This is a genomic window from Campylobacter lari (assembly GCF_001017575.1).
GTDB classification, from domain to species: domain Bacteria; phylum Campylobacterota; class Campylobacteria; order Campylobacterales; family Campylobacteraceae; genus Campylobacter_D; species Campylobacter_D lari_C.
In genome coordinates this window covers 385,778-408,978 of sequence record NZ_CP011372.1, presented here as the reverse complement: position 1 = coordinate 408,978, position 23,201 = coordinate 385,778, and the positions used below count along the sequence as shown (strand labels likewise).

General features: G+C 29.3%; 18 protein-coding genes and 4 tRNA genes. 7 read left to right on the top strand and 15 right to left on the bottom strand.

The window, feature by feature from the left end:
• Positions 1-8 precede the first annotated feature (8 nt).
• From CD56_RS02185 to CD56_RS02170, 4 genes are all read right to left on the bottom strand, one after another.
• A tRNA-Thr gene (locus tag CD56_RS02185) sits at positions 9-83 on the bottom strand.
• Positions 84-188: 105 nt separating this feature from the next.
• Positions 189-265 (bottom strand) — tRNA-Gly (locus CD56_RS02180).
• A 7-nt stretch (positions 266-272) separates the two neighbouring features.
• Positions 273-358, bottom strand: a tRNA-Tyr gene (locus CD56_RS02175).
• Positions 359-405: 47 nt separating this feature from the next.
• Positions 406-481 (bottom strand) — tRNA-Thr (locus CD56_RS02170).
• 93 nt (positions 482-574) lie between these two features.
• On the opposite strand from CD56_RS02170, the gene CD56_RS02165 reads away from it, so the two are divergent.
• The gene (locus CD56_RS02165) at positions 575-1,315 is read left to right on the top strand and encodes a YaaA family protein (RefSeq protein ID WP_047208061.1); all 741 of its coding nucleotides are present in this window, start codon (positions 575-577) and stop codon (positions 1,313-1,315) included.
• A gap of 23 nt (positions 1,316-1,338) precedes the next feature.
• On the opposite strand, the gene CD56_RS02160 is transcribed toward CD56_RS02165, so the two are convergent.
• The 10 genes from CD56_RS02160 to mqnE all read right to left on the bottom strand — a co-directional run bounded on the left by CD56_RS02160 (position 1,339) and on the right by mqnE (position 12,629).
• Positions 1,339-2,553 carry a major outer membrane protein gene (locus CD56_RS02160; protein ID WP_047208060.1) on the bottom strand — a complete coding sequence of 405 codons (1,215 nt, stop codon included), beginning with the start codon at positions 2,551-2,553 and terminating at the stop codon, positions 1,339-1,341.
• Between the two features lie 265 nt (positions 2,554-2,818).
• On the bottom strand, positions 2,819-4,333 hold the full coding sequence (locus tag CD56_RS02155; protein WP_407712414.1) for a methyl-accepting chemotaxis protein: 1,515 nt from the start codon (positions 4,331-4,333) through the stop codon (positions 2,819-2,821).
• Positions 4,334-4,405: 72 nt separating this feature from the next.
• Positions 4,406-4,762: a hypothetical protein gene (locus tag CD56_RS08515; protein ID WP_407712413.1), complete on the bottom strand. Its 357-nt coding sequence runs from the start codon at positions 4,760-4,762 to the stop codon at positions 4,406-4,408.
• A 126-nt stretch (positions 4,763-4,888) separates the two neighbouring features.
• Positions 4,889-5,629 carry a pilus assembly FimT family protein gene (locus CD56_RS02150; protein ID WP_047208059.1) on the bottom strand — a complete coding sequence of 247 codons (741 nt, stop codon included), beginning with the start codon at positions 5,627-5,629 and terminating at the stop codon, positions 4,889-4,891.
• Entirely contained in the window at positions 5,626-6,783 is a 1,158-nt protein-coding gene (locus CD56_RS02145; protein ID WP_047208058.1) for a glycosyltransferase family 39 protein, read from the bottom strand. The genes CD56_RS02150 and CD56_RS02145 overlap by 4 nt, the downstream gene beginning before the upstream one ends.
• Before the next feature lie 6 nt (positions 6,784-6,789).
• A complete protein-coding gene (locus CD56_RS02140; protein ID WP_039617730.1) occupies positions 6,790-7,323 on the bottom strand; it encodes a monoheme c-type cytochrome in 534 nt (177 codons plus the stop codon).
• Positions 7,324-7,325: 2 nt separating this feature from the next.
• The gene (locus tag CD56_RS02135; RefSeq protein ID WP_047208057.1) at positions 7,326-9,725 is read right to left on the bottom strand and encodes a molybdopterin guanine dinucleotide-containing S/N-oxide reductase; all 2,400 of its coding nucleotides are present in this window, start codon (positions 9,723-9,725) and stop codon (positions 7,326-7,328) included.
• A gap of 64 nt (positions 9,726-9,789) precedes the next feature.
• The gene (locus tag CD56_RS02130) at positions 9,790-10,230 is read right to left on the bottom strand and encodes a phosphoribosyltransferase (protein WP_047208056.1); all 441 of its coding nucleotides are present in this window, start codon (positions 10,228-10,230) and stop codon (positions 9,790-9,792) included.
• Positions 10,231-10,239: 9 nt separating this feature from the next.
• Positions 10,240-11,556: an NCS2 family permease gene (locus CD56_RS02125; RefSeq protein WP_047208055.1), complete on the bottom strand. Its 1,317-nt coding sequence runs from the start codon at positions 11,554-11,556 to the stop codon at positions 10,240-10,242.
• A gap of 8 nt (positions 11,557-11,564) precedes the next feature.
• Positions 11,565-12,629 carry an aminofutalosine synthase MqnE gene (gene mqnE, locus CD56_RS02120; RefSeq protein ID WP_047208054.1) on the bottom strand — a complete coding sequence of 355 codons (1,065 nt, stop codon included), beginning with the start codon at positions 12,627-12,629 and terminating at the stop codon, positions 11,565-11,567.
• A 115-nt stretch (positions 12,630-12,744) separates the two neighbouring features.
• Between mqnE and CD56_RS02115 the strand changes: the two genes are divergently transcribed.
• The 6 genes from CD56_RS02115 (at position 12,745) to CD56_RS02090 (ending at position 20,815) form a co-directional block, all read left to right on the top strand.
• Entirely contained in the window at positions 12,745-15,099 is a 2,355-nt protein-coding gene (locus CD56_RS02115; RefSeq protein WP_047208053.1) for a hypothetical protein, read from the top strand.
• Positions 15,100-15,102: 3 nt separating this feature from the next.
• Positions 15,103-16,902 carry a glutamine--fructose-6-phosphate transaminase (isomerizing) gene (gene glmS / locus CD56_RS02110; RefSeq protein ID WP_039640970.1) on the top strand — a complete coding sequence of 600 codons (1,800 nt, stop codon included), beginning with the start codon at positions 15,103-15,105 and terminating at the stop codon, positions 16,900-16,902.
• Positions 16,903-17,029: 127 nt separating this feature from the next.
• The gene (gene fumC / locus CD56_RS02105; RefSeq protein ID WP_039617716.1) at positions 17,030-18,421 is read left to right on the top strand and encodes a class II fumarate hydratase; all 1,392 of its coding nucleotides are present in this window, start codon (positions 17,030-17,032) and stop codon (positions 18,419-18,421) included.
• A gap of 43 nt (positions 18,422-18,464) precedes the next feature.
• Complete coding sequence (locus tag CD56_RS02100; protein ID WP_039640966.1) at positions 18,465-18,839, top strand: HIT family protein; 375 nt, start codon at positions 18,465-18,467, stop codon at positions 18,837-18,839.
• Between the two features lie 439 nt (positions 18,840-19,278).
• On the top strand, positions 19,279-20,391 hold the full coding sequence (locus CD56_RS02095; protein WP_235375840.1) for a DUF4153 domain-containing protein: 1,113 nt from the start codon (positions 19,279-19,281) through the stop codon (positions 20,389-20,391).
• A 49-nt stretch (positions 20,392-20,440) separates the two neighbouring features.
• Positions 20,441-20,815, top strand: a complete 375-nt coding sequence (locus CD56_RS02090; protein WP_039617709.1) for a DUF1090 domain-containing lipoprotein — start codon at positions 20,441-20,443, stop codon at positions 20,813-20,815.
• Between the two features lies 1 nt (position 20,816).
• Here the strand turns inward: CD56_RS02090 and CD56_RS02085 are convergent, their stop codons facing one another.
• Positions 20,817-23,192 carry a tetratricopeptide repeat protein gene (locus CD56_RS02085; protein ID WP_047208051.1) on the bottom strand — a complete coding sequence of 792 codons (2,376 nt, stop codon included), beginning with the start codon at positions 23,190-23,192 and terminating at the stop codon, positions 20,817-20,819.
• Positions 23,193-23,201: the final 9 nt, after the last annotated feature.

The following is a 23,201-nucleotide window of genomic DNA, read 5'->3' as shown; positions in this document are numbered from 1 at the left end:
GAAATCAATGGAGCTCATAGCGGGACTTGAACCCGCGACCTCTCCCTTACCAAGGGAGTGCTCTACCTCTGAGCCATACGAGCGCTCAGAAAAATTAAAAACATAAATTATAAAATTTTGGAAATTTGAAACTGCTAGAAATTCTGAAATTAAAAACAGCTCCCAGTTTCACTCTACCAAAATTAGGTTGGAGCGGGAAACGGGACTCGAACCCGCGACCCTCAGCTTGGAAGGCTGATGCTCTAGCCAACTGAGCTACTCCCGCAAAGCAATGGTGGTGAGTCGTGGATTCGAACCACGGAAGGCGAAAGCCAGCAGATTTACAGTCTGCCCTCGTTGGCCACTTGAGTAACTCACCATGAATAAAAATGCTTTTTATTTCTGGTCAAACACTGCTATTAACAATGGAGCTGGTTAAGGGACTTGAACCCCCGACCTGCTGCTTACAAGGCAGCTGCTCTACCAACTGAGCTAAACCAGCAAAAAATAAAGTTGAATTATAATGTAATTTTGAATTAATGTCAAGTGTTTTAAATAATTTTGTATAATTTTTTAAAAAAATAAAGGATTTAAAATGAAAATCTTATTTTCACCTAGTGAAAGCAAAAGTAAAACGAACTCACAAACTTGTATAAATGAAAACTCTTTTGTTTTTAGTAACTTATATAGCAAAAGACTAGAAGTGCTTACAAAATATAAAAATCATATAAAACAATGCAGTGAAAGTGAACTTGAAAAGTTTTTTGGTATAAAAGATAAAAATGAAATGCAGGAACTAACTCAAGATATCATAACAAAAGACACAATTAAAGCTATCCAAAGATACAATGGAGTTGCTTTTGATTATTTAGACTATGAAAATTTAAGTGAGGTTTCAAGAGAATACATAGATGTGAATGTTTTGATTTTTTCTAATCTTTTTGGTCCTATTTTAGCAAAAGATTTAATACCTTATTATAAATTAAAGCAAGGAGAGAAAATCAAAGATTTTAATATAGAAAAATTTTATAAAGATAATTTTTCTGATGAGATTGATAAATTTTTAGAAAATGAATTGATAATTGATCTTAGAGCTAAATTTTATGAAAAATTTTATACTATTAAAAGGCCTTTTTTAACTCTCACTTTTTTAAAAAATTCCAAAACTTTAAGCCATTTTGCAAAAGCTTATAGGGGTAAAATGTTAAGAATATTAGCAAATAAAAATATACATAGTAAAGAAGCTTTGCTTGAAAACTTACCTAATGATTTAAAAATAAAAGAAATTAAAATACAAGGATTAAAAGAAGAGATAATTTTAGATATAGTAAGCTAAGCCTTTTGGCTTAGCTTTTATAATTAGAATTTATATAGAGCTTCAAGTCTGATGAATTGATCGTCAGCATCCTGATCTTTTACACCATTATGATTATCTTCAGTTAAGTAAGAATAGAAGCCACTAAATGTAAGTTTTGGGCTGTATTTATAAGATACTCTTGCTATGTATTCGTTTTTATCTGTATCAGGGATACCTGCTGCATATTCAGTTTTACCACCGATATAGTCAAATCCTACTCTTACAGTTTCAGCAAAAGTATAACCTAAACCTGCAAAATAGAAGAAGTTTTCACCCATATCTCCAGTTAATTTACTACCATCAGAATAGAAAATTTGTTCACCTGGAGCAATCACTCTACCTTTATCTTCTAATACAACAATAGTATTTTTGTCTTTTTCACCATAACCAACTACACCAGCTTGGAAATCAAATGCTGAAATATTTGCTTGGATTTGAGCAGCGTAGAAGTTACTATTGTCTGCATTTAAGCGTTTTTCTGTATCGCTATCAACACTATTTCCTAGATATTGACCTTGGATTTTGAAATTAGCATCATTAAATGCAAATTTATAGCTAGCATCTATTGCATATAAGAATGCATAATTATTTGAGTAAGCTGCCCATAATTGGAATGCAAATGGATCAAAATCACCTAATACAGCAGCACCATATAGTGAAGATTTAGCCATATTGATTCCATCTTCAATTGCAGTATCACCATCATCTTCAGCATTAAAGCTATCAAACCAATAACCTGCGAAAGTTAAACCTTCAATAGAAGTGTTTACTACTTTAGCTCCTGTTCCTACTAAGTCATCAGTCCAAATAGAGCCAACTTCCATTTTACCGAAAGTTACATTTGTAGCGTAAGCTTCGTTAGTGTATTCTAAGTAAGCTTGTTGAACATTGAAAGTTTTATTTGTAACTGTTTGATTACCTGTACCAAAGCCAGCTTCATTTGTGCTGTATTGGAATTGAACAAAAGCTTTAAAGTTATCATCTAAAGCTGCTTTGAAGTTTAATTGAGATTTAAATCTGTGTTTGTTTTCTTTGGTGTTGTTATAACCTTCCGCTTGAACTGCATTACCAATTTCTTGTCTATCAGATTCAAATCTGTATCTGAACATTCCTGATACATCAACATCTTTTATAGCTTCTTCAAGTGAAACAGCGTTAGCTGCTGAAAAAGCACCTGCAGCTAAAGCTGCTACTAAACTAAGTTTAACTAGTTTCATGAGAATTCTCCTTATTAAAATTAAAACTATGGCTTGTATTATAGCATAGTTTTATATAAGAATTCTTAAAGTAAATAAAAACAATATAAAATATATTAGATTATATAGTATTAATATAAGTAGATAGATATATCTTTAAAGATCTAGTTTGAAACTAGATCTTTAAAAACTAAGGAGTTATCTATGAATGTTTGCTTTTACAAATGTAATTATGCTCTTTGATAGTTAATGTATGGAAACTGAGGGAGTTAGTTTTCATTACTTTCTAAAACTTCTTCTTCCTAGCATCCTCTAAGATATCATTAGCTATTTTATTTACATTATCAGATATAGCTGCACTATCTTTTGCTATCTTTAAGTTCTCTTGGGTTACATGATCAATTTGTGCTACAGCATCATTTATTTGAGTAATACCTGTAGTTTGTTCTTTAATACTCTCACCCATTTCATTAATAGATTGAACTAAGATATTAGTATTAGCTTCAATCTCACCTAAAGACTTTTGAGTTCTTTCAGCTAGGTTTCTAACTTCATCTGCAACAACAGCAAAGCCACGACCGTGTTCTCCTGCACGAGCTGCTTCAATAGCAGCATTTAATGCAAGCAAGTTAATTTGATCTGCAATATCACCTATTATAGAAGTAACATTTTTAATCTCTTCACTTTGAGCAATAACTTCACTAGTTTTATGCGATACATTTTGCATAGAAGAAGTAATCTCTTCTAGTGCTGCTGCTGTTTCTTCTAAAGAAGAAGCTTGAGAAGATGAAGAATCTGTTAAGTTCTTAACAGCACTTTGTAATTTACCACTTTCATCTGCTAATAAAGAAGCAAATTCAGATGATTGTCTTAGCATAGCTACGATTTCTTGACCTAATACATTAGTAGTTACTTCAACTCCACCTTTAGCATTTTTAACTTCAGTAGTAAAGTCTAATGCCTTATAGCTATCAAATACTCTATTAATTTCATTCATATTAGAACCAACCTTTTGTTCTAATACATTTAGCATTTCATTTAATACATTTTTTAATTCTACTAATTGAGGATTAGCAGGAATTGCAGTAATTCTAGCTGTTAGATTACCACCTTCTATTTCTTTAGCTGTATCTACTGATTGTTCTACTGCTTTAGCATCTTGTTCTAATGCATTTTTAGTTTTGGTGATGTTTTCATTGATAGCTTTTGCCATAGCACCAAGCTCATCATTTGTTTTAACATCTATCATAGCTGAATCTTTAGTTTTATGATTGATGAAATCAAAGAAAGAGTTGAGACCGGTAGTGATAACTGCAATAGGTTTTAAGTTTTTGATAATAGCAAATCTTACTAAAAGTAAAGCCACTGCTATAGCTATTAATGCAATGATGATTTGTTGAAATAATACTTTATTAACTGCATCAGTATATACAGATTCATCTGTAATAGAACAAACCATATATTTAGGATTTAGTGCTTGGTTACAAGTTACTACTTGAGTTTTTCCTTGATCGTCTTTAGCATAGAACAAGGTTTCTTGTTTAGTTGGATCAATCAAATCAGGATTTGCTTTAACGGCATTAGCTATGTTGATACTTAAATCGTTTTTGGTGAGCATTCTATCTTTGTCTTCATGAAAAACAATAACACCCTCTTTATCATATACACCTGCATAGGAGCTTTCAGAATGACCAATAGCTAAAACATCTTTAGAGAAAGTGTTAAGGTTATAAACCCCACTCACTACACCTATGAATTTTTTACCATTATCAAAAACCGGAATGGAATATGTTACAACCACCTGTCCATTCAAAACTATACTTTTATAAGGATCAGTAACAATTAGTTTTCCTGCTGTTTTAGCATCCTTATACTATGGTCTTGTTCTTGGATCAAATTTGCTAGGATCGCTGTGAAGATTAAATTTAGTATCAATTTGATAATCTTTACCCGAATCTTCTAAACCAAAATGTACAGTATCAAAACCACCTGATCTTTTTGCAGTATCTAAAACACTAAAAATTTCTCTATCACTAGAATTATAAGCAATTGCACTCAAACTATATGCTAATGACTCTATGATATTTCTTTTGCTATTTGAATAACTTGAGTACATATAATTTACATCAAACATGGTTTTCTTTTGGATTTCTTCTAAATAATAGCTAGTGCTTTTCTTAGAATCATAATAATTAAGTATATTAACTATAGCTAAGATAATAACTATCAAAAAAACAAACTATACTTGTTAATTTATTAGAAAGACTGTTAAACTTAAACATTAATACTCCTTGTAATAATTTATTAAAAATTTAGCAAAATTAAAATAAATTATTAATAAAAAAATAAAAAATAATTATAAATTATGACAAAATATTTGCTTATTGTTTAAAATTATATTTTGCTCTTTATGGGAAGTAAATTTAGGAATATAAGCATAGCCACTAATGGGATTTATAATAATGCATATATGCTCATTTTGGTTATTAGATAATCTTATAATGCAATCATTATTAAAAGAAGTAAGTTTATCATAAGTGCGTGTAGCATTTTTTAAAGGTGTATATAAACGACCGTAATCATCAAAAATCAAACGCGTGCTTCCTTTACAAGCACCTTCAAATAAAACCTTAGATATACCATAAGTTTTTTCTATATTGTATTTTAAATTTGCTTTGAAATCATTTTGATTTATCACTCCACTTTGGCCTGAGTTCATTAATATATCTGGATTGATAAGATCAACAGCTATTTCTCTGTCTTTATTGATCATATTTTTACCTATATTTGCATTACCATCGCCATTTTTATCTAAAAAAATGGTATAGGTTTGCTCGTTATTGGTAGCAGATTTTGAGCGTATAAAATACAGCTGCCATTTAGCCTTAAACCACTCTCGTTTAGCAATATTAAATTCTTTTGCTCTAAAATCATTTTGTATTAAAGCTAAATGTCTTGTGTATTTAATATCATTTAAAACTTGCTCAGCTCCCAAGCGTAAATAATCGGGCTTATAATAAACATAAGCCATAGAAAATAATAAGGATAATATTATACAAACAAAAACTAGTTCTATTAAAGTAAAAGCTTGTTTCATTTTATAGAATAATAAACTTTATGCTTGCCCAAACTAACATAAATCTTACTAACTTCTTTACTAGAATGAAGCTCCAGTTTGCCTTTAGAAATACCATAGAATTTTAGTCTTAGGGCTAGTTCTTTATCTTGAGTAAAAATATGCGTAAGATTGTGTTGTTTTAAATTTAGAGCTAATTCTTTAGCTATATGATAATCATAGGCAAAATGTTTTTTTGGATCTTTTAATAAATAATAAAAACTTTGATTAAAAATGATACCAAGATAAAAAAATAGTAAAAAAACTAAAGAACATTCTATAAAAATTTTATGTTTTAAGCGCAGTTGCGGCATTCTTGAACGATAAGAAGACATTAAATAACGAATCAATAAAGGGGTACAAACCACACAAAAAGGTAAAAAGTCTTCTAAAAAAAGTCTTTGTCTTATAGAAAAAATTAAACAAAAAACAAAAGTAGTTGCGCTAATAAACCATAAAAGTGGCTTATCATCTTGCAAAAGAATTCTATAAACAACGTAAAAAAAATAAAGAAAAATCAAAGGGGAAAAACAAGCTGCAAAAATACCCAAAGTATCCAAAAAATACCCTTTAGGCTTTCCACTTGCATCAAATCCATAAACACTCATTGCGATAGCAAATAAAATCAAAGAACACGCAATAAGTAATTTATCTTTTTTATAAATAGCATAGAAGAAAAAAGATAAGTATAAAATTGCAAAATTTCCATCTACAAAAAGAACTAAAACTAATAAAACATAAAATAAAAATATTTTCTTATATTCAAATAATACTAAAATTAAAAGTGTAAAAAATATCACGATGCTTGATTCATTAATAAGTAAAGCGCTAGCAACACTACCAGGGAGTAATATAAAAAGCACCACGGAAATAAAAGCATCAAAAGAGGTTTTAGTATATCTTAAAGCCAAAATGTACAATAAAACACAACTTAAAGAATGCAATAAAACAAAAGGTAGTCTTAATCCAAAATCATTTTGACCAAAAAGAGCAGTGCCAAATCTAGCGATCATAGCAATTAAACTATGATCGTAAAAATAAATTTGTGCTTCATTGTAGCTTATAGATAAAGTACTTATGCCATATAATAAAGCACAAAAATCAAAAAATAAAACAGCTAGTAAATACCTTTTCATTTTTGACTAGTCAAGTTTTACAGGACCATTACTTGCGTGAGATTGTAAAAATCTTAAAATTCTATCTTTTTCTGCATCAGTAATTTTTGCAAAACCTTGCATAGCAGATAAGTACGCATCCCATTCTTCCATTAAATGTTCTTTTGGTTTATGCGCTGCATGACAACTTGTACAAGTATCATAATAAGTTAATTCTATCTCATCCCAAGCAAGAATTTCTTGATCAGTTAAATCTTTACTTTTAACTAAAAATTCCATTTCATTGCTTGCATTTTTAGCATTTAAAGTAAGCAAAAGATAAATTCCATCTTTAGTATAGGCAAGACTTTTTGGATTTGACTCCACAACCTCACCTTTAACTTTGATTAAAGAATATTCACCTTCTTCTTTTATAAGCTCTACTTTAGAGCCTTCATAAATTTGTCCTACTACCTTCTTACTAACACCATCTAAAAGATCCACTTTTTCATTAAAAACAAACATATCTTTAGCAAATAAAGCATTGGCTAAAAAAATCAATACTAGCATAATTTTCTTCATTATTAAGCTCCTATGATTTCTGGTGGGGTAGTTGAGTTATAAGGTTTTATAACTTCTTTTAATTTTTTAATACCCACTAGACAAGTATTTACACTGGTTGCTTGAGCCATAGTTGAAGTTGGTCTTGAACTTGTTAAAACATTTACATGACCTGCATTACATCTTGGTTTACTATCGCTTACATCTTCAGGATCATACCAAGCACCCTCTTGGATACTAACAACCCCTTCCATGATATTATCTGTTACAAAAGCCCCCGCTAAAAGCGATCCGCGATCATTATATACTTCTACAACTTCCCCGTGTGTAATACCAAGCTTTTTAGCATCGTTTGTATTAATCATCACAGGTTCTCTACCTTGAATTTTATACAAATCTCTTACCCAAGTATTATCAAGCTGAGAATGCACTCTATATCTTGGATGTGGACTTAATAAATGGAAAGGATATTTTTTAACTAATTTTTCATTACCTAACCACTCAGCTGGTTCAAACCAAGTTGGATGTGCTTTAAAGTCTTCCAAGTTATATTTTTCAAATTTTGGTGAATAAATTTGAATTTTTCCACTTTCTGTTGCAAGTTTATTTACTACAGGATCGGCTCTAAATTCAGAGTGTCTTACGAAGTCATATGCTTCTTTTGGAGCTTCAAAGTGAATAAAGCCTTGTTTCCAAAAATCAGCAAATTCCATATAATAAGGACAATCACTTCTGCCATAAAAACCTTCAAGCCACTGCTCTTTTGTTTTATTTCCAGTGAATTTTTTATGCTCTCTTTCACCTATTCTTTTTGCCAATTCTTCAAAAATATCATAATCATTTCTACTTTCAAAATAAGGCTCAATTACCTTTTTCATAGCATAAACATAATCTTGAGAATAAGAACCACCAAAACTAATATCATCTCTTTCTAAGGTTGTGGTTGAAGGTAATACAATATCAGCCATTTTTGCCATAGGCGTCCACCAAGGTTCATGTACAATTAGCGTATCAAGAGTTCTTAAAGCTTTAATAAGCTCATTTGTATTTGGATGATGACCTAATACAGAAGCACCAACTACATACATAAGTTTGATTTTTGGATAGGTGATTTCTTTACCTTTAAATTTAACTGTTTTACCTGGATTTAATATTGCTTCTGAAATTCTACCTGCAGGGATGTTAGTATCAAGATTATTTTTACCTTGTGGTAAGCCTACCGGTAATCTTACACCTGAAAATGCTTGTCCACCACCTGAATAATGCATTGAAAAACCAAATCCACCACCAGGTAAACCTACTTGACCTATCATTGAAGCTAAAACCATTAAAGTCCAATCAGCTTGCTCACCATGATGCGCTCTTTGCATAGCCCAGTTACCTGCTAAGAAAGTTCTATTTTTCACAAAAGTATCTGCTAATACAGTAATAACTTTTTCTTCAACACCGGTAATATTTGCAGCCCAAGCTGGAGTTTTATCAATACCATCGGTTTTTCCAAGTAAATAAGGTAAGAATTTGTCAAAACCATCGGTATATTTTTCAATGAATTTTTTATCGTATTTTCCACTTTTATATAAATAATTCATCATACCAAGCATTAAAGCTACATCGGTATTTGGACGAATTTTAATCCACTGAGCATTTAAAATTTCTGCTGTTTGAGTGTATTGAGGATCAATACTAATAAATTTGATATTTGATTTACTGTATTTTTTATAATACTCATCATTGCCACGATTTGCAACTTTAAAGTCAATTTGATTACATTTATAAAGATCAGCTCCCCATAAAACATAAACTTGGGTATTTTCTAAAATAACCTCATGAGAAGTTTGTAATGAATAAACTTCCAAATCCCCTACTATACTAGCATTTACTTTACCAGCAGCCCCATTGCTATACTCACCATCAGTACCAATGTGACCACCTAAAGCGGTATTGAAAAATCTTCCTGCAACAGAATTACAATTGTGCAATAAACCTACATGCCCCCAAGCACCATAACTTGCATTAAATAAATTTTCAATAGGAGTTTCTTTTAATTTTTCTAATACAAGCTCTAAAGCTTTTTCCCAACTTACTCTTACAAAAGGCTCTTTACCTCTTAATTTAGGTCTTTTTTTACCTTCTAAAAAGCTTTTTCTAACACAAGGATATTTCACTCTAGTATCTGAATAAGTTCTATCGATAATAGCATCAGTGATAATAGAAGGATGTTTGTCAGATTGTTGTGGTGTAACTTTTACAAGTTTTCCCTCTGAATTTACTTCAGCCCAAAAAGCACCAAAATGAGTTGCATGAGGAATTTTTTTAGTATCATAAAATTTAGTTCCCTCGCTTGCAGCTATTAAAGGATTAACCGAAGCAATAGCTGAAGTAGCAGCGAGTCCTTTTAAGAACTTTCTTCTTGTCAGTCTCATAAGTCCCTTCCTTTCAAAATGAAATACAAATTGTCATTATAGTATTTTTTTTTTTTTGAAAAGATCAAATTTTAATACTCCAAAAAAAGTCAATCCACTCTTTAGCTTCTTTTATATAAAACTCAGGAATTAATAATGCTGAAGGTTTGTAAAAAACACTTGCTACTTTAAGTTCTAAATGAGGATATTTTTCCATTAAAACTCTTTTGATTTCTATCATAGTTTCACCACTATCTATAATATCATCCACCAAAAGAACTTTTTTATATGAACTAAGATCAGGAATGTTGAAAATTTTAATTGTATCTAGTTTTTGTGTATCTTCATAATGAATAGAATTTAAAGAAAATAAGTTTCTATTTCCCATACCTTCTGCTAAAAAATGACCTAAAGTCATACCACCTCTTGCAATGGCAAGTAATACATCAGGATTAAATTCTTCCTTAATTTTGCGTGTAAAAGGAATAATTTCTTTTTGAAATTCTTCATAAGCATAATAATACATAATCACTTCCTATAAAAATTGTAATAAAAATACTAGCAATGAAATCGCACTTAATACAATAATACCAAGATTAATTTTATCAAATTCTTTTTGCATAATACGCATAAATAAATACGCAATAAATCCAAAAGCAAAACCTGTAGTAATAGAGTAAGTCAGTGGCATCATAATAATAATAAAAAATGCACTCACTGCTATAGCTTTATCTTTAAAATTAATATTTGCAACTTCCATAAACATCAAAACTCCAACAAGCACCAAAATAGGATAAATAGAATTTGCAGGAATAGCTTTAAACACCGGCAGTAAAAATAAAGTAAAAACAAAACATATAGCAGTAACTAAAGCTGTAAGCCCCGTCCTACCTCCTGCTTCTACCCCTGCTGAGCTTTCTACAAAAGCAGTTACAGTAGAAGTTCCAATAACAGCACCCATAGCCGAACTAGCAGCATCAGCACCTAAGGTTTTACCTAATTTTTTCTCACCTTGTTTTGGATCATCAAAGATTTTTCCTCTTGAGCCTACACCTGTGATTGTACCCACACTATCAAAAAGCTGAGTAACAAAAAAAGTAAGTACTATAGGAATCATACTAAGCTCTAAAGCTCCTTTAATATCAAGCTTACCAAATATAGTGCTTAAACCATTATCTCCACTAATAACTGGTAAAGATAAAAGTTGCTCTGGAAACCTAGCTCCATCAATACCAAAAATCCAAGCACATAAAGCACTTACAAAAACAGCTAAAATAAACGCAGCTTTAATCCTCCAAGCCCAAAAAACAAAAACTAAAAATAAACCAAATAATCCAAAAAGTACTTTAGTGTTTGAAAAATCACCCAAACCTACTAAGGTTGCTTCGCTTTTGGTGATAATCCCCATTTGCACAAGCCCCATAAAAGCTATAAAGGTTCCAATACCTGCTGATATAGCTTTTCTTAAATCATTTGGTATGCTTTTTATCACCCAAATCCTAAAATTAGTAAAAGATAATAAAGTAAAAATAACACCCGATAAAAACACAGCTCCCAAAGCGCTTTGCCAAGGAATTTGATAGGTATTGCACACACTAAAAGTAAAATACGCATTTAGCCCCATACCCACACTCATAGCCACAGGAGTATTAGAGAAAAAAGCGCTAAAAGTAGTAGCTATAATAGTCACTAAAGCGGTTGCAACAATTAAAGCTTCTAGTGGCATACCTGAATTACTCATAATATTTGCATTAACTGGTATAATATAAATCATTGCTAAAAAAGTAGCAACACCTGCATAAATTTCAGTTTTTACATCACTATTATGCTCTTTAAGTTTAAAAAAATCCATTTTTATCCTTAATAAGTTTTTAATTCATTATACAAACTATCACGTTCTATCGCTATATAACCTGAGCTTTGAATCATTTCTACAAAAGTTTTTAAACTCAAGCCATTTGAACTTTTTGCACCACCTGCACTTTGTATACTTTCTTTTTCTATAGTACCATCTAAATCATTTGCACCAAAATCTTGAGCTACCATAGCTAAATTTATACCCATGGTTGCCCAATAAGCTTTGATATTTTTAATATTATCAAGCACTATCCTTGCAATAGCCAAGGTTTTTAAAATTTCTACCGAACCAAGTGGTTTTTTACCTGTAATAAAACTATTATCTTGTTGCCAAACCAAAGGAATGAAAGCATTAAACCCACCGGTTTGATCTTGAAGATTTCTCAATCTTATCATATGATTAATTCTATTTTCTCTACTTTCTATATGCCCAAAAAGCATTGTGGCATTACTTTGTCTACCTTTTTCATGCCAAAGTTTATGAATTTTTAGCCAATTTTCACTACTTACTTTACCATGACAAATTTTTTTTCTAACTTCCTCATCAAAAATTTCAGCCCCACCACCTGGCATAGAATCAACACCATATTCAAGCATTTTTTCTATCACTTCTTCATAGCTCATATTAAAAGCCCTGCTTAAAAAATCAATCTCAGCAGCAGTTAGGGCTTTAATATGTAAAAATGGATATTTTTCTTTAATCATTTTAAAAATCTCCAAATACCACTGCCATGAAGTGTTTTTATTGTGCGCTGAAACGATATGAATTTCTTTGGTATCTCTTAAAACTGTTTCATCGACTATTTTCATTATCTCTTCGTGGGACATAGTATAAGGATTAGGATTTTTCCTGTGTGCTGAAAAAGCACAAAATTTACAAGTATCTGCGCATATATTTGTAGGGTTAATATGGCGATTGATATTAAAATAAACCTTTTTACCATGCAAATTAGTGCGAATTCTTTGTGCATATTTACCTAAAGTAAAAAGCTCTAAATCCCAAAGCTTATTAGCTTCTTCTTCATTTAATCTTTCTTGATTTTCTAGTTTTTCTATAATTGTTTGCATATTCTTACCATTTTTTAAATTTAAATTACAATTATAATTTTAACTTACTTAAAATTTAATACAAAGTATTTTTGGTATGATACTAGTAAAATTAAATAAGGATTATTATCAAGTTATGAATATACAAAAAATTCAAAAATTAAAAAATTCTTTAAAAGATTATGAAGCTTATTGTTCTAGACTTTTTTTAAAACAAGGTTCATTTAGTTTTTACCACTCTAAAGAAATTGATCGTTTTATAGAAGATGTTTATGAGCTTGTTTTAAATGATTTTTTTGATGATTATTTTCCACATAATGATAAATTCCCTTTTTGTATTATCGCTATTAAACAATATGCTAAAATGAATTTAAGTATAAAAGAAAATGTTGATTTATTACTTATTTATAAAGATATAAAAGCTTATAATATCAAGCCTTTAATGAAAGCATTTATTGCTTCTTTAAATGATATTAATTTAAATATCAATTATCAAATTTGTGAAATAAATGGACTTTACAATATAGCTAAAAATGAGTTAAAACAAAATATTTTACAATATCGTTATATTTGCGGTTCTAAAATTTTATTCAAACAAATCAAAGAAAAAATTTCTCAAGCTCAAGATGAGTTAAAAGAAGAATTTGCTTTGAAAATCTTGCAAGAGTTCAACCCATATCATCAACCTTTAATCAAGCAAGAATTTGATATTAATAAAAATTTTGGTGGTTTAGATGAGCAACTTGATATAGAAAACCTAAGTATATTATTTAAAGATTCTCCTAAAAACTATATGCTTAATTTTATCAACGAAAAAGAATTAAGTGAATTTAAGCTTGCGAGTGATTTTTTATTTTCACTTAAATGCGCAATGAATCTTTTAGAAGGTAAAAATACCAATTTGTTTTTAATACAAAATTCACAAGAACTTGCTAACTTGATGCAAAAAAAAGAAAAGAAAAATTTAGATCTTAAATCTATACTTATTCAAAAAGCTATGCAATGCATGCAAACTTGCGGAATTTATACGCAATTTTTAGCAAGGTGCATCCAAGAAAAACACTACAAAGATAGCAAGCTTTATGAAACACAAGATAGCTTTTTTACTTATTCTAGCAAAAGTGAAAACCTAAACTCGATATTAAACCAACTTTTAAAATTAGATGATAAAGATTATAATTTTGATATTAAACTCATTTTTGCACTAAAAAGAGCAGAAAACAAAGATGAAAATTTAGAATTATTCAAGAAAATTTTAGAAAGAAGGCATTCTTTTACTCTTTTAAAACTTCTTGCTGATGCTAATATTTTAAAAGATTTTTGCAAACCTCTTACTCAAAGTAAATTTTTACTCGAAGAAGAAGGTATTTATAGCGCGTTAGATAGAGTATTACTTTGCTTAAAATACTTTGAAGAAAAAGATTATGACTTTGATGAAAATACACTTTTAATAATAAAACTCACTATACTTTTAAGCGCTATTCATGAAGAAAATGAAATTTCTTTAGCAAATATTTACAGAGCTTATGTAGGAAAATTCCAAATTGATAATGAACTTCTAGATCTTGGCTTAAGATTATATAAAAATTTTAACTCTTTTAAAGACATTATAGAGAAAGAGGATATTTATAATTCTACTATTGTTTTAAATTTTATTTCCAAATTAAATGATATAAATACCTTAAAAACCTTACATCTTTTATCTTTTTGCAATGCTAAAGCTTTGGGTATAGAAAATCATTTTTATTATAAAAGTTTAGAAAGATTATTCCAAAATGCGTTAGAAGGCTTTGAGGATGAAAATTTAATTGATGAGAGTCAAAGAAGAGTAAAAAAAGAACAAACTCTAAAAAGAAGTAAGGCTTTTTTAGATCTTGATGAACAAACTCAAGATAATATCACTCATATTAAATCCAATCTATTTTTTATAAAAAATAGTTTTGAAAAAATCATTAAAATAGCACAAATTGCACAAAAAGAAAATTTTACTTTTTGGCTTGATAATCAAGATAATTTTACTCTAGAGCTTATAATGAATAGAAAAAACAATCTTGAAAATATACTCAATACTTTAAGTTCTTTAAATTTAATCTTTATGAGTTTTTTTGAATTATTTGATGAAAAAGTTTATTTGAAATTTGAATATTCAGATATAGTAAGCGATACTCAAAAGCAAAGTTTAGAAAATTTACTAAATTCTAAATTACATTTAAAAGTACAAAAAAAGGCAAAAAAACCAAACATTAAAAAAGATGAATTAAAATTAGATATGAATTACTCCAAAAACTATGCCAAAATAACCTTAAACACAAAAGATCAAAAAGGTTTAATGGCTTATGTGATGGATGTGCTTGTAAGATATGATATTATCTTAAGCGCAGCAAAAATTCAAACCATAAAAGAAAGAACGCGAAATGTTTTGATTTTGCATAAAAATGAAAGCTTGCAAGATCATAAAGATCAAATTCTTAAATCACTAATAAGCGAGTAAAAGATGTGTGGAATAGTAGGTTATATAGGAACTAAAGAAAAGAAAAAAATCATATTAGAAGGCTTAAAAGAGCTTGAGTATAGAGGTTATGATAGTGCTGGTATAGCAGTAATGAAAGATGGGGAATTAGACTTTTTTAAAGCGGTTGGAAAATTAGAAAATTTAGCTAATAAAACTGCTAATTTTAATAGTGATGGCTTTGGGCTTGCTATAGGTCATACACGTTGGGCAACTCATGGAAAACCAACTGAAATAAACGCTCATCCACATTTAGGACAATACTCTTGCGTAATACATAATGGAATCATAGAAAATTACCAAGAATTAAAAACAAAACTCACACAAGAAGGTATTAATTTTCTAAGTCAAACTGACACTGAAGTTATTGTACATTTATTTGAATACTATGCAAGCAATTTAGAACCATTTGAAGCTTTTAAAAAGACTATAGCTGAACTAAAAGGTGCTTTTGCAATCTTGCTTGTAAGTAAAAAAGATCCGAATACAATTTATTTTGCCAAAAATGCAGTGCCACTCATCATCGGAAAAAATGGCGATGAAAATGAATATTATTTTGCATCAAGTGATGCGCCATTAGTTTCTTTAGTGGATAAAGTAGCTTACCTTGAAGATGGAGATTATGGATATGTAAATTTAAACGAATGCAAAATTTGCCATGATCAAGCTTGCATACAACCTACTTTTGTAGCTTTAAGTCAAGATAAAAGTTATGCCCAAAAAGATGGTTATAGATTTTTCATGGAAAAAGAAATTTATGAGCAAAGTAGAGTTTTAGGCGAAGTTTTAATGGGGCGCTTACAAGGTGAACAAATTGTTTTTGAAGATATAGATGAAGCGCTTTTACAAAACATAGATGAAATCACACTTTGTGCTTGTGGCACAAGCTATCATGCAGCATTAAGCGGAGCTTATTTGCTTGAAAGACTTGCAAAGATTAAAACTAAAGTTGAAGTAGCAAGTGAATTTAGATACAGAGAAGCCATTATAGGCAAAAATACTCTTTTTATAGTAATCTCACAAAGTGGTGAAACAGCTGATACACTTGAAGCTTTAAAAATAGCAAAAGCACAAGGAGTTAAAACTTTAGCAATATGTAATGTCGATAATTCTAATATCGTGCGTTTGGCTGATATATCATTACTTACTAGAGCGGGCATTGAAAAAGGTGTGGCTTCAACTAAAGCTTTTGCTACTCAAGTAGCAACTTTATGGATGCTTGCAATCTATCTTGCACAAAAAGCAAATTTAGATATGAGTAAAGAAATCAAAGCTCTAAGAAGCTTGCCAAGTATAGTTAAAGTTGAACAAAACTTGCATGAAAAAGTACATAGAATTTCAAAAAGATACCTACATGGTCATGGCTTTTTCTTTATAGGAAGAGATGTATTTTATCCATTAGCTTTAGAAGGGGCTTTAAAATTAAAAGAAATTTCATACTTACATGCTGAAGGATATCCAGCAGGTGAAATGAAACATGGACCTATTGCTCTAGCAGATAGTGAGCTTTTTACAGTTGCACTAATGCCGCAAAATTGCCTTTATGAAAAAACCAAATCAAATGTAGAAGAATTAGCTGCAAGGGATTCTACCTTGCTTGCTATTTCTCCGCTTGATTTTGATTTAAGTGATGATTTTATAAGAACTTCAAAACAAGAACACTATATGTGTGAATTTTTTGAAATGATGGTGATTTTACAGCTTCTTGCTTTAGAAGTTTCTATAAGACTTGGCAATGATGTGGATATGCCAAGAAATCTAGCAAAAAGCGTTACTGTAGAATAATATTTTGTGTAGTTTTGAAAAAACTACACTTTTTTAAAAAATTTTATAAATGCTTCTTAAATTATAAGCAAACTTTAGGGTTTATTTGGTTTAAATATCATATCTTATTTTATTACAAGGAAAAGCCATGGAATATAGAATCGAACACGATACTATGGGAGAGATTAAAGTTCCTAATGATAAATATTGGGGTGCGCAAACTGAAAGAAGTTTTGAAAATTTTAAAATTGGTTGTGAAAAAATGCCAAAAGTTTTAATTTATGCTTTTGCAAATCTTAAAAAATCTTTGGCTTTAGTTAATAACAAACTTGGCAAATTAGATGATGCTAAAAAAGATGCTATTGTGCAAGCTTGCGATGAGATTGTAGCAGGAAAATTTGATGATAACTTCCCACTAGCAATATGGCAAACAGGTTCAGGCACTCAAAGTAATATGAACATGAATGAAGTTATAGCAAACCGTGCAACTGAAATTATGGGCGGTGATTTTAGAAAAGAAAAACTTGTTCATCCAAATGATCATGTAAATATGAGCCAAAGCTCAAATGATACCTTTCCAACTGCTATGAGTATAGTTTCAGTAGAGCAAGTAGAAAAAAAACTTATCCCTGCTTTAGATGAACTTATTGCAACTTTTGAAAAAAAAGTAAAAGAATTTGAAGGTATTATTAAAATAGGAAGAACCCACCTTCAAGATGCTACACCACTTACCCTAGCTCAAGAATTTAGTGGATATCTTTCTATGTTACTTCACTCAAAAGAGCAAATCATCGCTTCTTTGCCTACATTAAGAGAGCTTGCAATAGGCGGGACAGCTGTTGGTACAGGATTAAACGCTCATCCAGAACTTAGTGAAAAAGTAAGTGAAGAATTAAGCAAGCTAATAGGTACTAAATTTGTTTCAAGTCCAAATAAATTCCATGCGCTAACAAGCCATGATGCAATTAATTTTACCCATGGAGCTATGAAAGGTTTAGCTGCAAATTTAATGAAAATAGCAAATGATATTAGATGGCTAGCAAGCGGCCCTAGATGTGGTCTTGGAGAGTTAAACATACCTGAGAATGAACCAGGAAGCTCTATCATGCCAGGTAAGGTTAATCCTACTCAGTGTGAAGCTTTAACTATGGTTGCGGTACAAGTTATGGGAAATGACGCAGCAATTGGTTTTGCAGCAAGCCAAGGAAATTTCGAGCTTAATGTTTTTAAACCTGTGATTATTTATAACTTCTTGCAAAGTCTTGATTTATTAGCTGATGCTATGCATTCATTCAATATCCACTGTGCTGTTGGTATAGAACCAAATAAAGAAAAAATAGATCATAATCTACATAATTCTTTAATGCTAGTAACTGCACTAAATCCACACATTGGTTATGAAAATGCAGCTAAAGTAGCAAAAAATGCTCACAAAAAAGGCATTTCTTTAAAAGAAAGTGCTATGGAGCTTGGCTTAGTAAGCGAAGAAGACTTTGCTAAATTTGTAGATCCTACAAAAATGATAGGTCCAAAAAAATAATCAAAAGACTAGGGATAATCCTAGTCTTTTCTTAAGAGTTAGTATGATTTATGAAAATGATTATTTATTTATAGAAAAAGAAAATTCTCAAATTCCTTGGGTGAAAATTTTTACTAAAGAAAATTACAGAGAATTAAGTGATTGTCCAACCTTTTTACAAAATATGCTTTTTCAATATGTTTTAGCTTGCGAATTAAGCCTTAGAGAGTATTATAACCCAGAAAAAATCAACATAGCTTCCTTTGCAAACTATGTACCAAGAGTGCATTTTCATGTTATGGCACGTTTTAAAGAAGATGCTTTTTTTCCTGAATGCATGTGGGGAAAACAGCAAAGAGAAATTAAAGATTTAAATTTACCTGATTTTGATGGATTTGTATCAATATTACTTAAAAAAATAAAAAATATTTATGTTTAAAAAATTTATTAATTCTAGCTATATAGCTTTATTACATCATCCACTTGGAGTTATTTTTTATTTATGTTTTTGGTTTTTTATAGCATTTTTTTATAGTTCATACCAGACTAGTATTTTTTTACTTTTAACCCTATTTATAATTTTTTGCGAAACATTCACTGAATCAAAAAGCAATTTAATACAAAATTATAAAAGTTTGAAAAATTTATGGGTTGGGTTTTTTGGACTAATTTTTTATATATTTTTGAATTTTATCTTTAAAAAAGATAATGTGGAAAATAATTTAATATTTCTTACCGATAATACTTTATATATTTCCTTAACAATAGCTCTTGTAACTTTGGTATGCGCAAGAAAATTACATGATTTTAATTATTTCCATAATTTTTTAGCTGCCCTTTTTTTTAGTGTAAGCTTTTGGCTTATTTTTGGTGTATTTTTGGCCATATTTTATAGTTCGTTTAATTTTTTATTTGATATTTCTTCAAGTAAACTAAATTCTCATGTTCTATCATTATGGATTTTTAGTGCTGGAATTTTTTCTTTATTTTTACTTGGCAATTTTACTTCATATATTTTTAATAAAATTTTTATATTCATACTAAATACTTTTAGTGTTTTATATATTATCATGCTTTTTTCTTATAGTTTAGGAGTATTTTTTAACCTTTTAGAAAGTCTTAGCATAGTTCATTTATGTCTTTGGTTTGGTAATTTTTTATTAATTAATCTTTGGATAAATTTATCTTCTTATAAAATCAAAAAAGCATTACTCTATGTCTTTTTTGTTATAGTACTATTATTAAATATTTTTGTATTTTATGCTATTATAATTAGAATTGCACAATATGGCTTTACACCAGAACGCTTAGCGGTATTGGCTTTAAATTTATGGCTTTTGGTTGCAAATTATCTAAGTGTATTTAAACAAAACATAGCATTAAAATTTTCTTTTTATCTGCTTGCACTTATATCCTTATTTTTAGGATTTTTTGCAAATTACATAAGCTTTTCTTCACAAAAATACCAATTACAAAAACTAGAAAACTCTATACATTCTTTAAATCTTGACTATACTCAAAGTAAGCAATACTACAATCAAATTAAAAGCATCAAAAACACCTTGCATAATCTTAATAAAAATTATAACAACAATTATAGTTTTGATGATTTTTTAAAAACTTATAATTTAACTCATTTAAAACCACAAAAAATAAAATTTCATAATATGTCTAAAAAATTTCATCCAAAATACTCCAAATTAAAAGAAAATTATGATGAAGTATTGTTTGATTTTATTGCTAATACAAGTGAATTTAAATATTTTATGAAGATTGATGGTAACACCTTGTATTTTTTACTTCAAGAAAAAGAACTTTTAAAACTTGAAAATTTTGACAAAGTCTTAAAAAACTACCAGAAAAATTCGCAATTAAGCTACAAACTTAACAATGACTCATCTTTGATTTTTATCCCTTTAGAATTTAATATTAGCATAAAAGGTCAAATAACTTTTTTTAAAACTCATGTTTTTATTAAAAACAGCAAATAAATTATTTAATATAATAAACTAAAATATCAAAAAAAGAAAGGTTTAAACTATGAAACAGTTGTTATTCCTACTTACACTTTGCTCATTTGCATTTTCCACACAATGTGAGGTTAAAATAGAGCAAATTCAAAAAGAAATAGCTTATGCTAAAAATTACAATCATCAAGAAAAAGCTTTAAGCTTAGAATTAGCCTTAAAAGAAGTGCAAGCAGATTGTGCAAAAGATCCTCTTTTTTATGATAAAAAATTAGAGGCTAAAAAACTTAAAGAGCAAGAGATAGAAAAAATCGAACAAGAGTTAAAAGAATTAAAAAAACAAAAAGACTATATGAGTAAAACAGAGTATAAAAATAAAAAACAAGCTTTAAAAGATAAAAAAGACAAAATCAAAAAAGAGATTGAAGAATATATCAACAAACTCTAGTTTAATTCCAAATTTGCCACCATTTTTTATTTTGCTGCTTTAATTTTTGCATTAAAATATCTTGATTTTTTAATGCAAACTCATTTTCTTCATCAAGTTTTAATAATTCTTTAGTGCACTCCAAAGCTTGCTCATATTCTTTTAACTCTTCTAAACACTGAATTTTTCCCACCAAAGCATCGGTATTTTCATTTACTATCTTTAAGCAATCTTCATAACATTGTAATGCATCATGAAAATCACCTAAATTTCTTAAACACTCTGCCTTATAATAATGTGTCCAATTTTGACTATCATCTAAATTTAAAGCCATATTAAGATATTTTATAGCCTCTTTAAAATCTTGTAAATATACTTTAACCGCACCCATAAAATGATAACACTCATATGATTTTGGCTCAAGCTCACTTGCTTTTTTTGCAGCTTCAAAGCTTTCATCATATTTTCCTAAAAAGCTTAAAATTTGTGCTTTTTCTATCCAATACTCACCAATATCATCAATTATTTTTAAGCATTCATTGATATCTTTTAAAGCTTCGTTGTATTTTTCAAGATTTCTTTTGCATTTTGCTCTATGAAAATACGACTCATCATCTTCTTCGTTACTTAAAATCACGCTATCATAACATTTTATAGCCTCTTCAAATATATAAAGATCTTCATAACAAAGTCCTTTATAATACTTTGCACCATTATGGTTTTTATCGATTTTTAAAGCCTTGTTTAAATCTTCTATAGCTTCTTCTTCTAAGCTTAAATTATATTTAGCAATTCCTCGCCAAAAATAAAGTTTAAAATTATTTTTATCCACCTTGTGTGCTGCATTACAATAAGCTATTAATTCTTCATAAGATTCAAGCTCTTTTGCACAATATGCCCTTTCAAATAATACATCTTTTAAATCAATATAATCTTTATATGTTTTTATAAGCTCATTGTATTCATCCATAGCTTCTTGAAATCTTTCAAGTCTACTTTTAATCCAAGCTCTTTGAGAAAGGGAATTAGCATAATCTTGGGTATTATTTTGCTTTTTATAATATTTAACAGCTAGTTCACTATCTTCTAAAGCTTCCTCATATTTTTCAAGATCAGATTTTAAATAAGCCCTATTAAAAAATACATCGGGATATTCTTTTTGATATTTTAAAGCTTTTTCATAGCTTATCAAAGCTTCATCATATTTGTCTATTTCATATAAACTATTACCTAAATGATAAAAACCATAAGGAACTGCGTGTTCAAGTTCTGCTAATTCTGATGGAGTAAAATCATGTTTACTTACTCTTTCTTGATAATATTTAGCTGCTAAATCAAAATCCTCTATAGCCTCTTCAATCATTTTTAGATTGATTTTAGTATTGCCTCTATTAATATATGCTTGGGCATATTCTTCATAAAGCTCAATTGTTTTATCATAATACTTCAAAGCTTGCTCATAATCTTCTAAATCATACAAAACCCTAGCCAATGCAAAACATGGATATTGCAAATTTTCATCTAATTCAATTGATTTTTTAAAAGCATCTATTGATAATTCTATCTTTTCCAAGTCTTTATAAATATGTCCCAAAATTAAGTACGCCATTGCATTTTCATTATCTAGTTCAATAGATTTTAAGCAATCTTGCAAAGCTCCTTCTAAATCATCAACCTTGCGTTTATTATTGGCCCTTTTATAATACGCATCAGCAAAACTCTCATCTTGCTCAATCATCTTGGTAAAAAATTCTATAGCTTTTTGATAATCTTCTAAATTCTCATAAGCTACCCCTTGATAATAAAAAATCTGCGAGGATTCAAAGCCTAAATCTTGAGATTTTTTAAAATCAATTAAAGCTTGTTTTGGATCAACACTAAGCAAGGCAATGGCTCTAGTATAATAAGCTATATAATACTCGGGAGCTAAATCAATACAAATTTGCAAATCTTTTAAAGCTTTTGCATGTTCATCTAAAAGTATATAAACCCTAGCTCTGTTAAAATATGCTAAATAATATGCATTATCTAGCGCTATAGTTTTATTAAAAGCTAAAAGCGCTTCTTGTAATAAATCTAATTTAAAATTACATAAGCCCAAAAGATTAAACAAAAATACATTACTAGGATCAAATTCTACAGCTATAGTTGCATCTTCAAGTGCTTCTTGAAATTTTAAGCAATTAAATCTACAAAACGCTCTATTATGATAAGCCTCTAAAAGCAAACGCTCTTTATCCTCATCATCTATAAAAATCACTTTACCATCTTGCGCTAGTGTAACTTCACCTTTACAAAAAGCTATAAGTTCACTTAAGACTTCGTCACATTTTTCAAATTCTGAATTATCAAAATATTCTTTAGCTAAATCTGATAACTCAGTAATCAAATTATCCAATTTTATTTC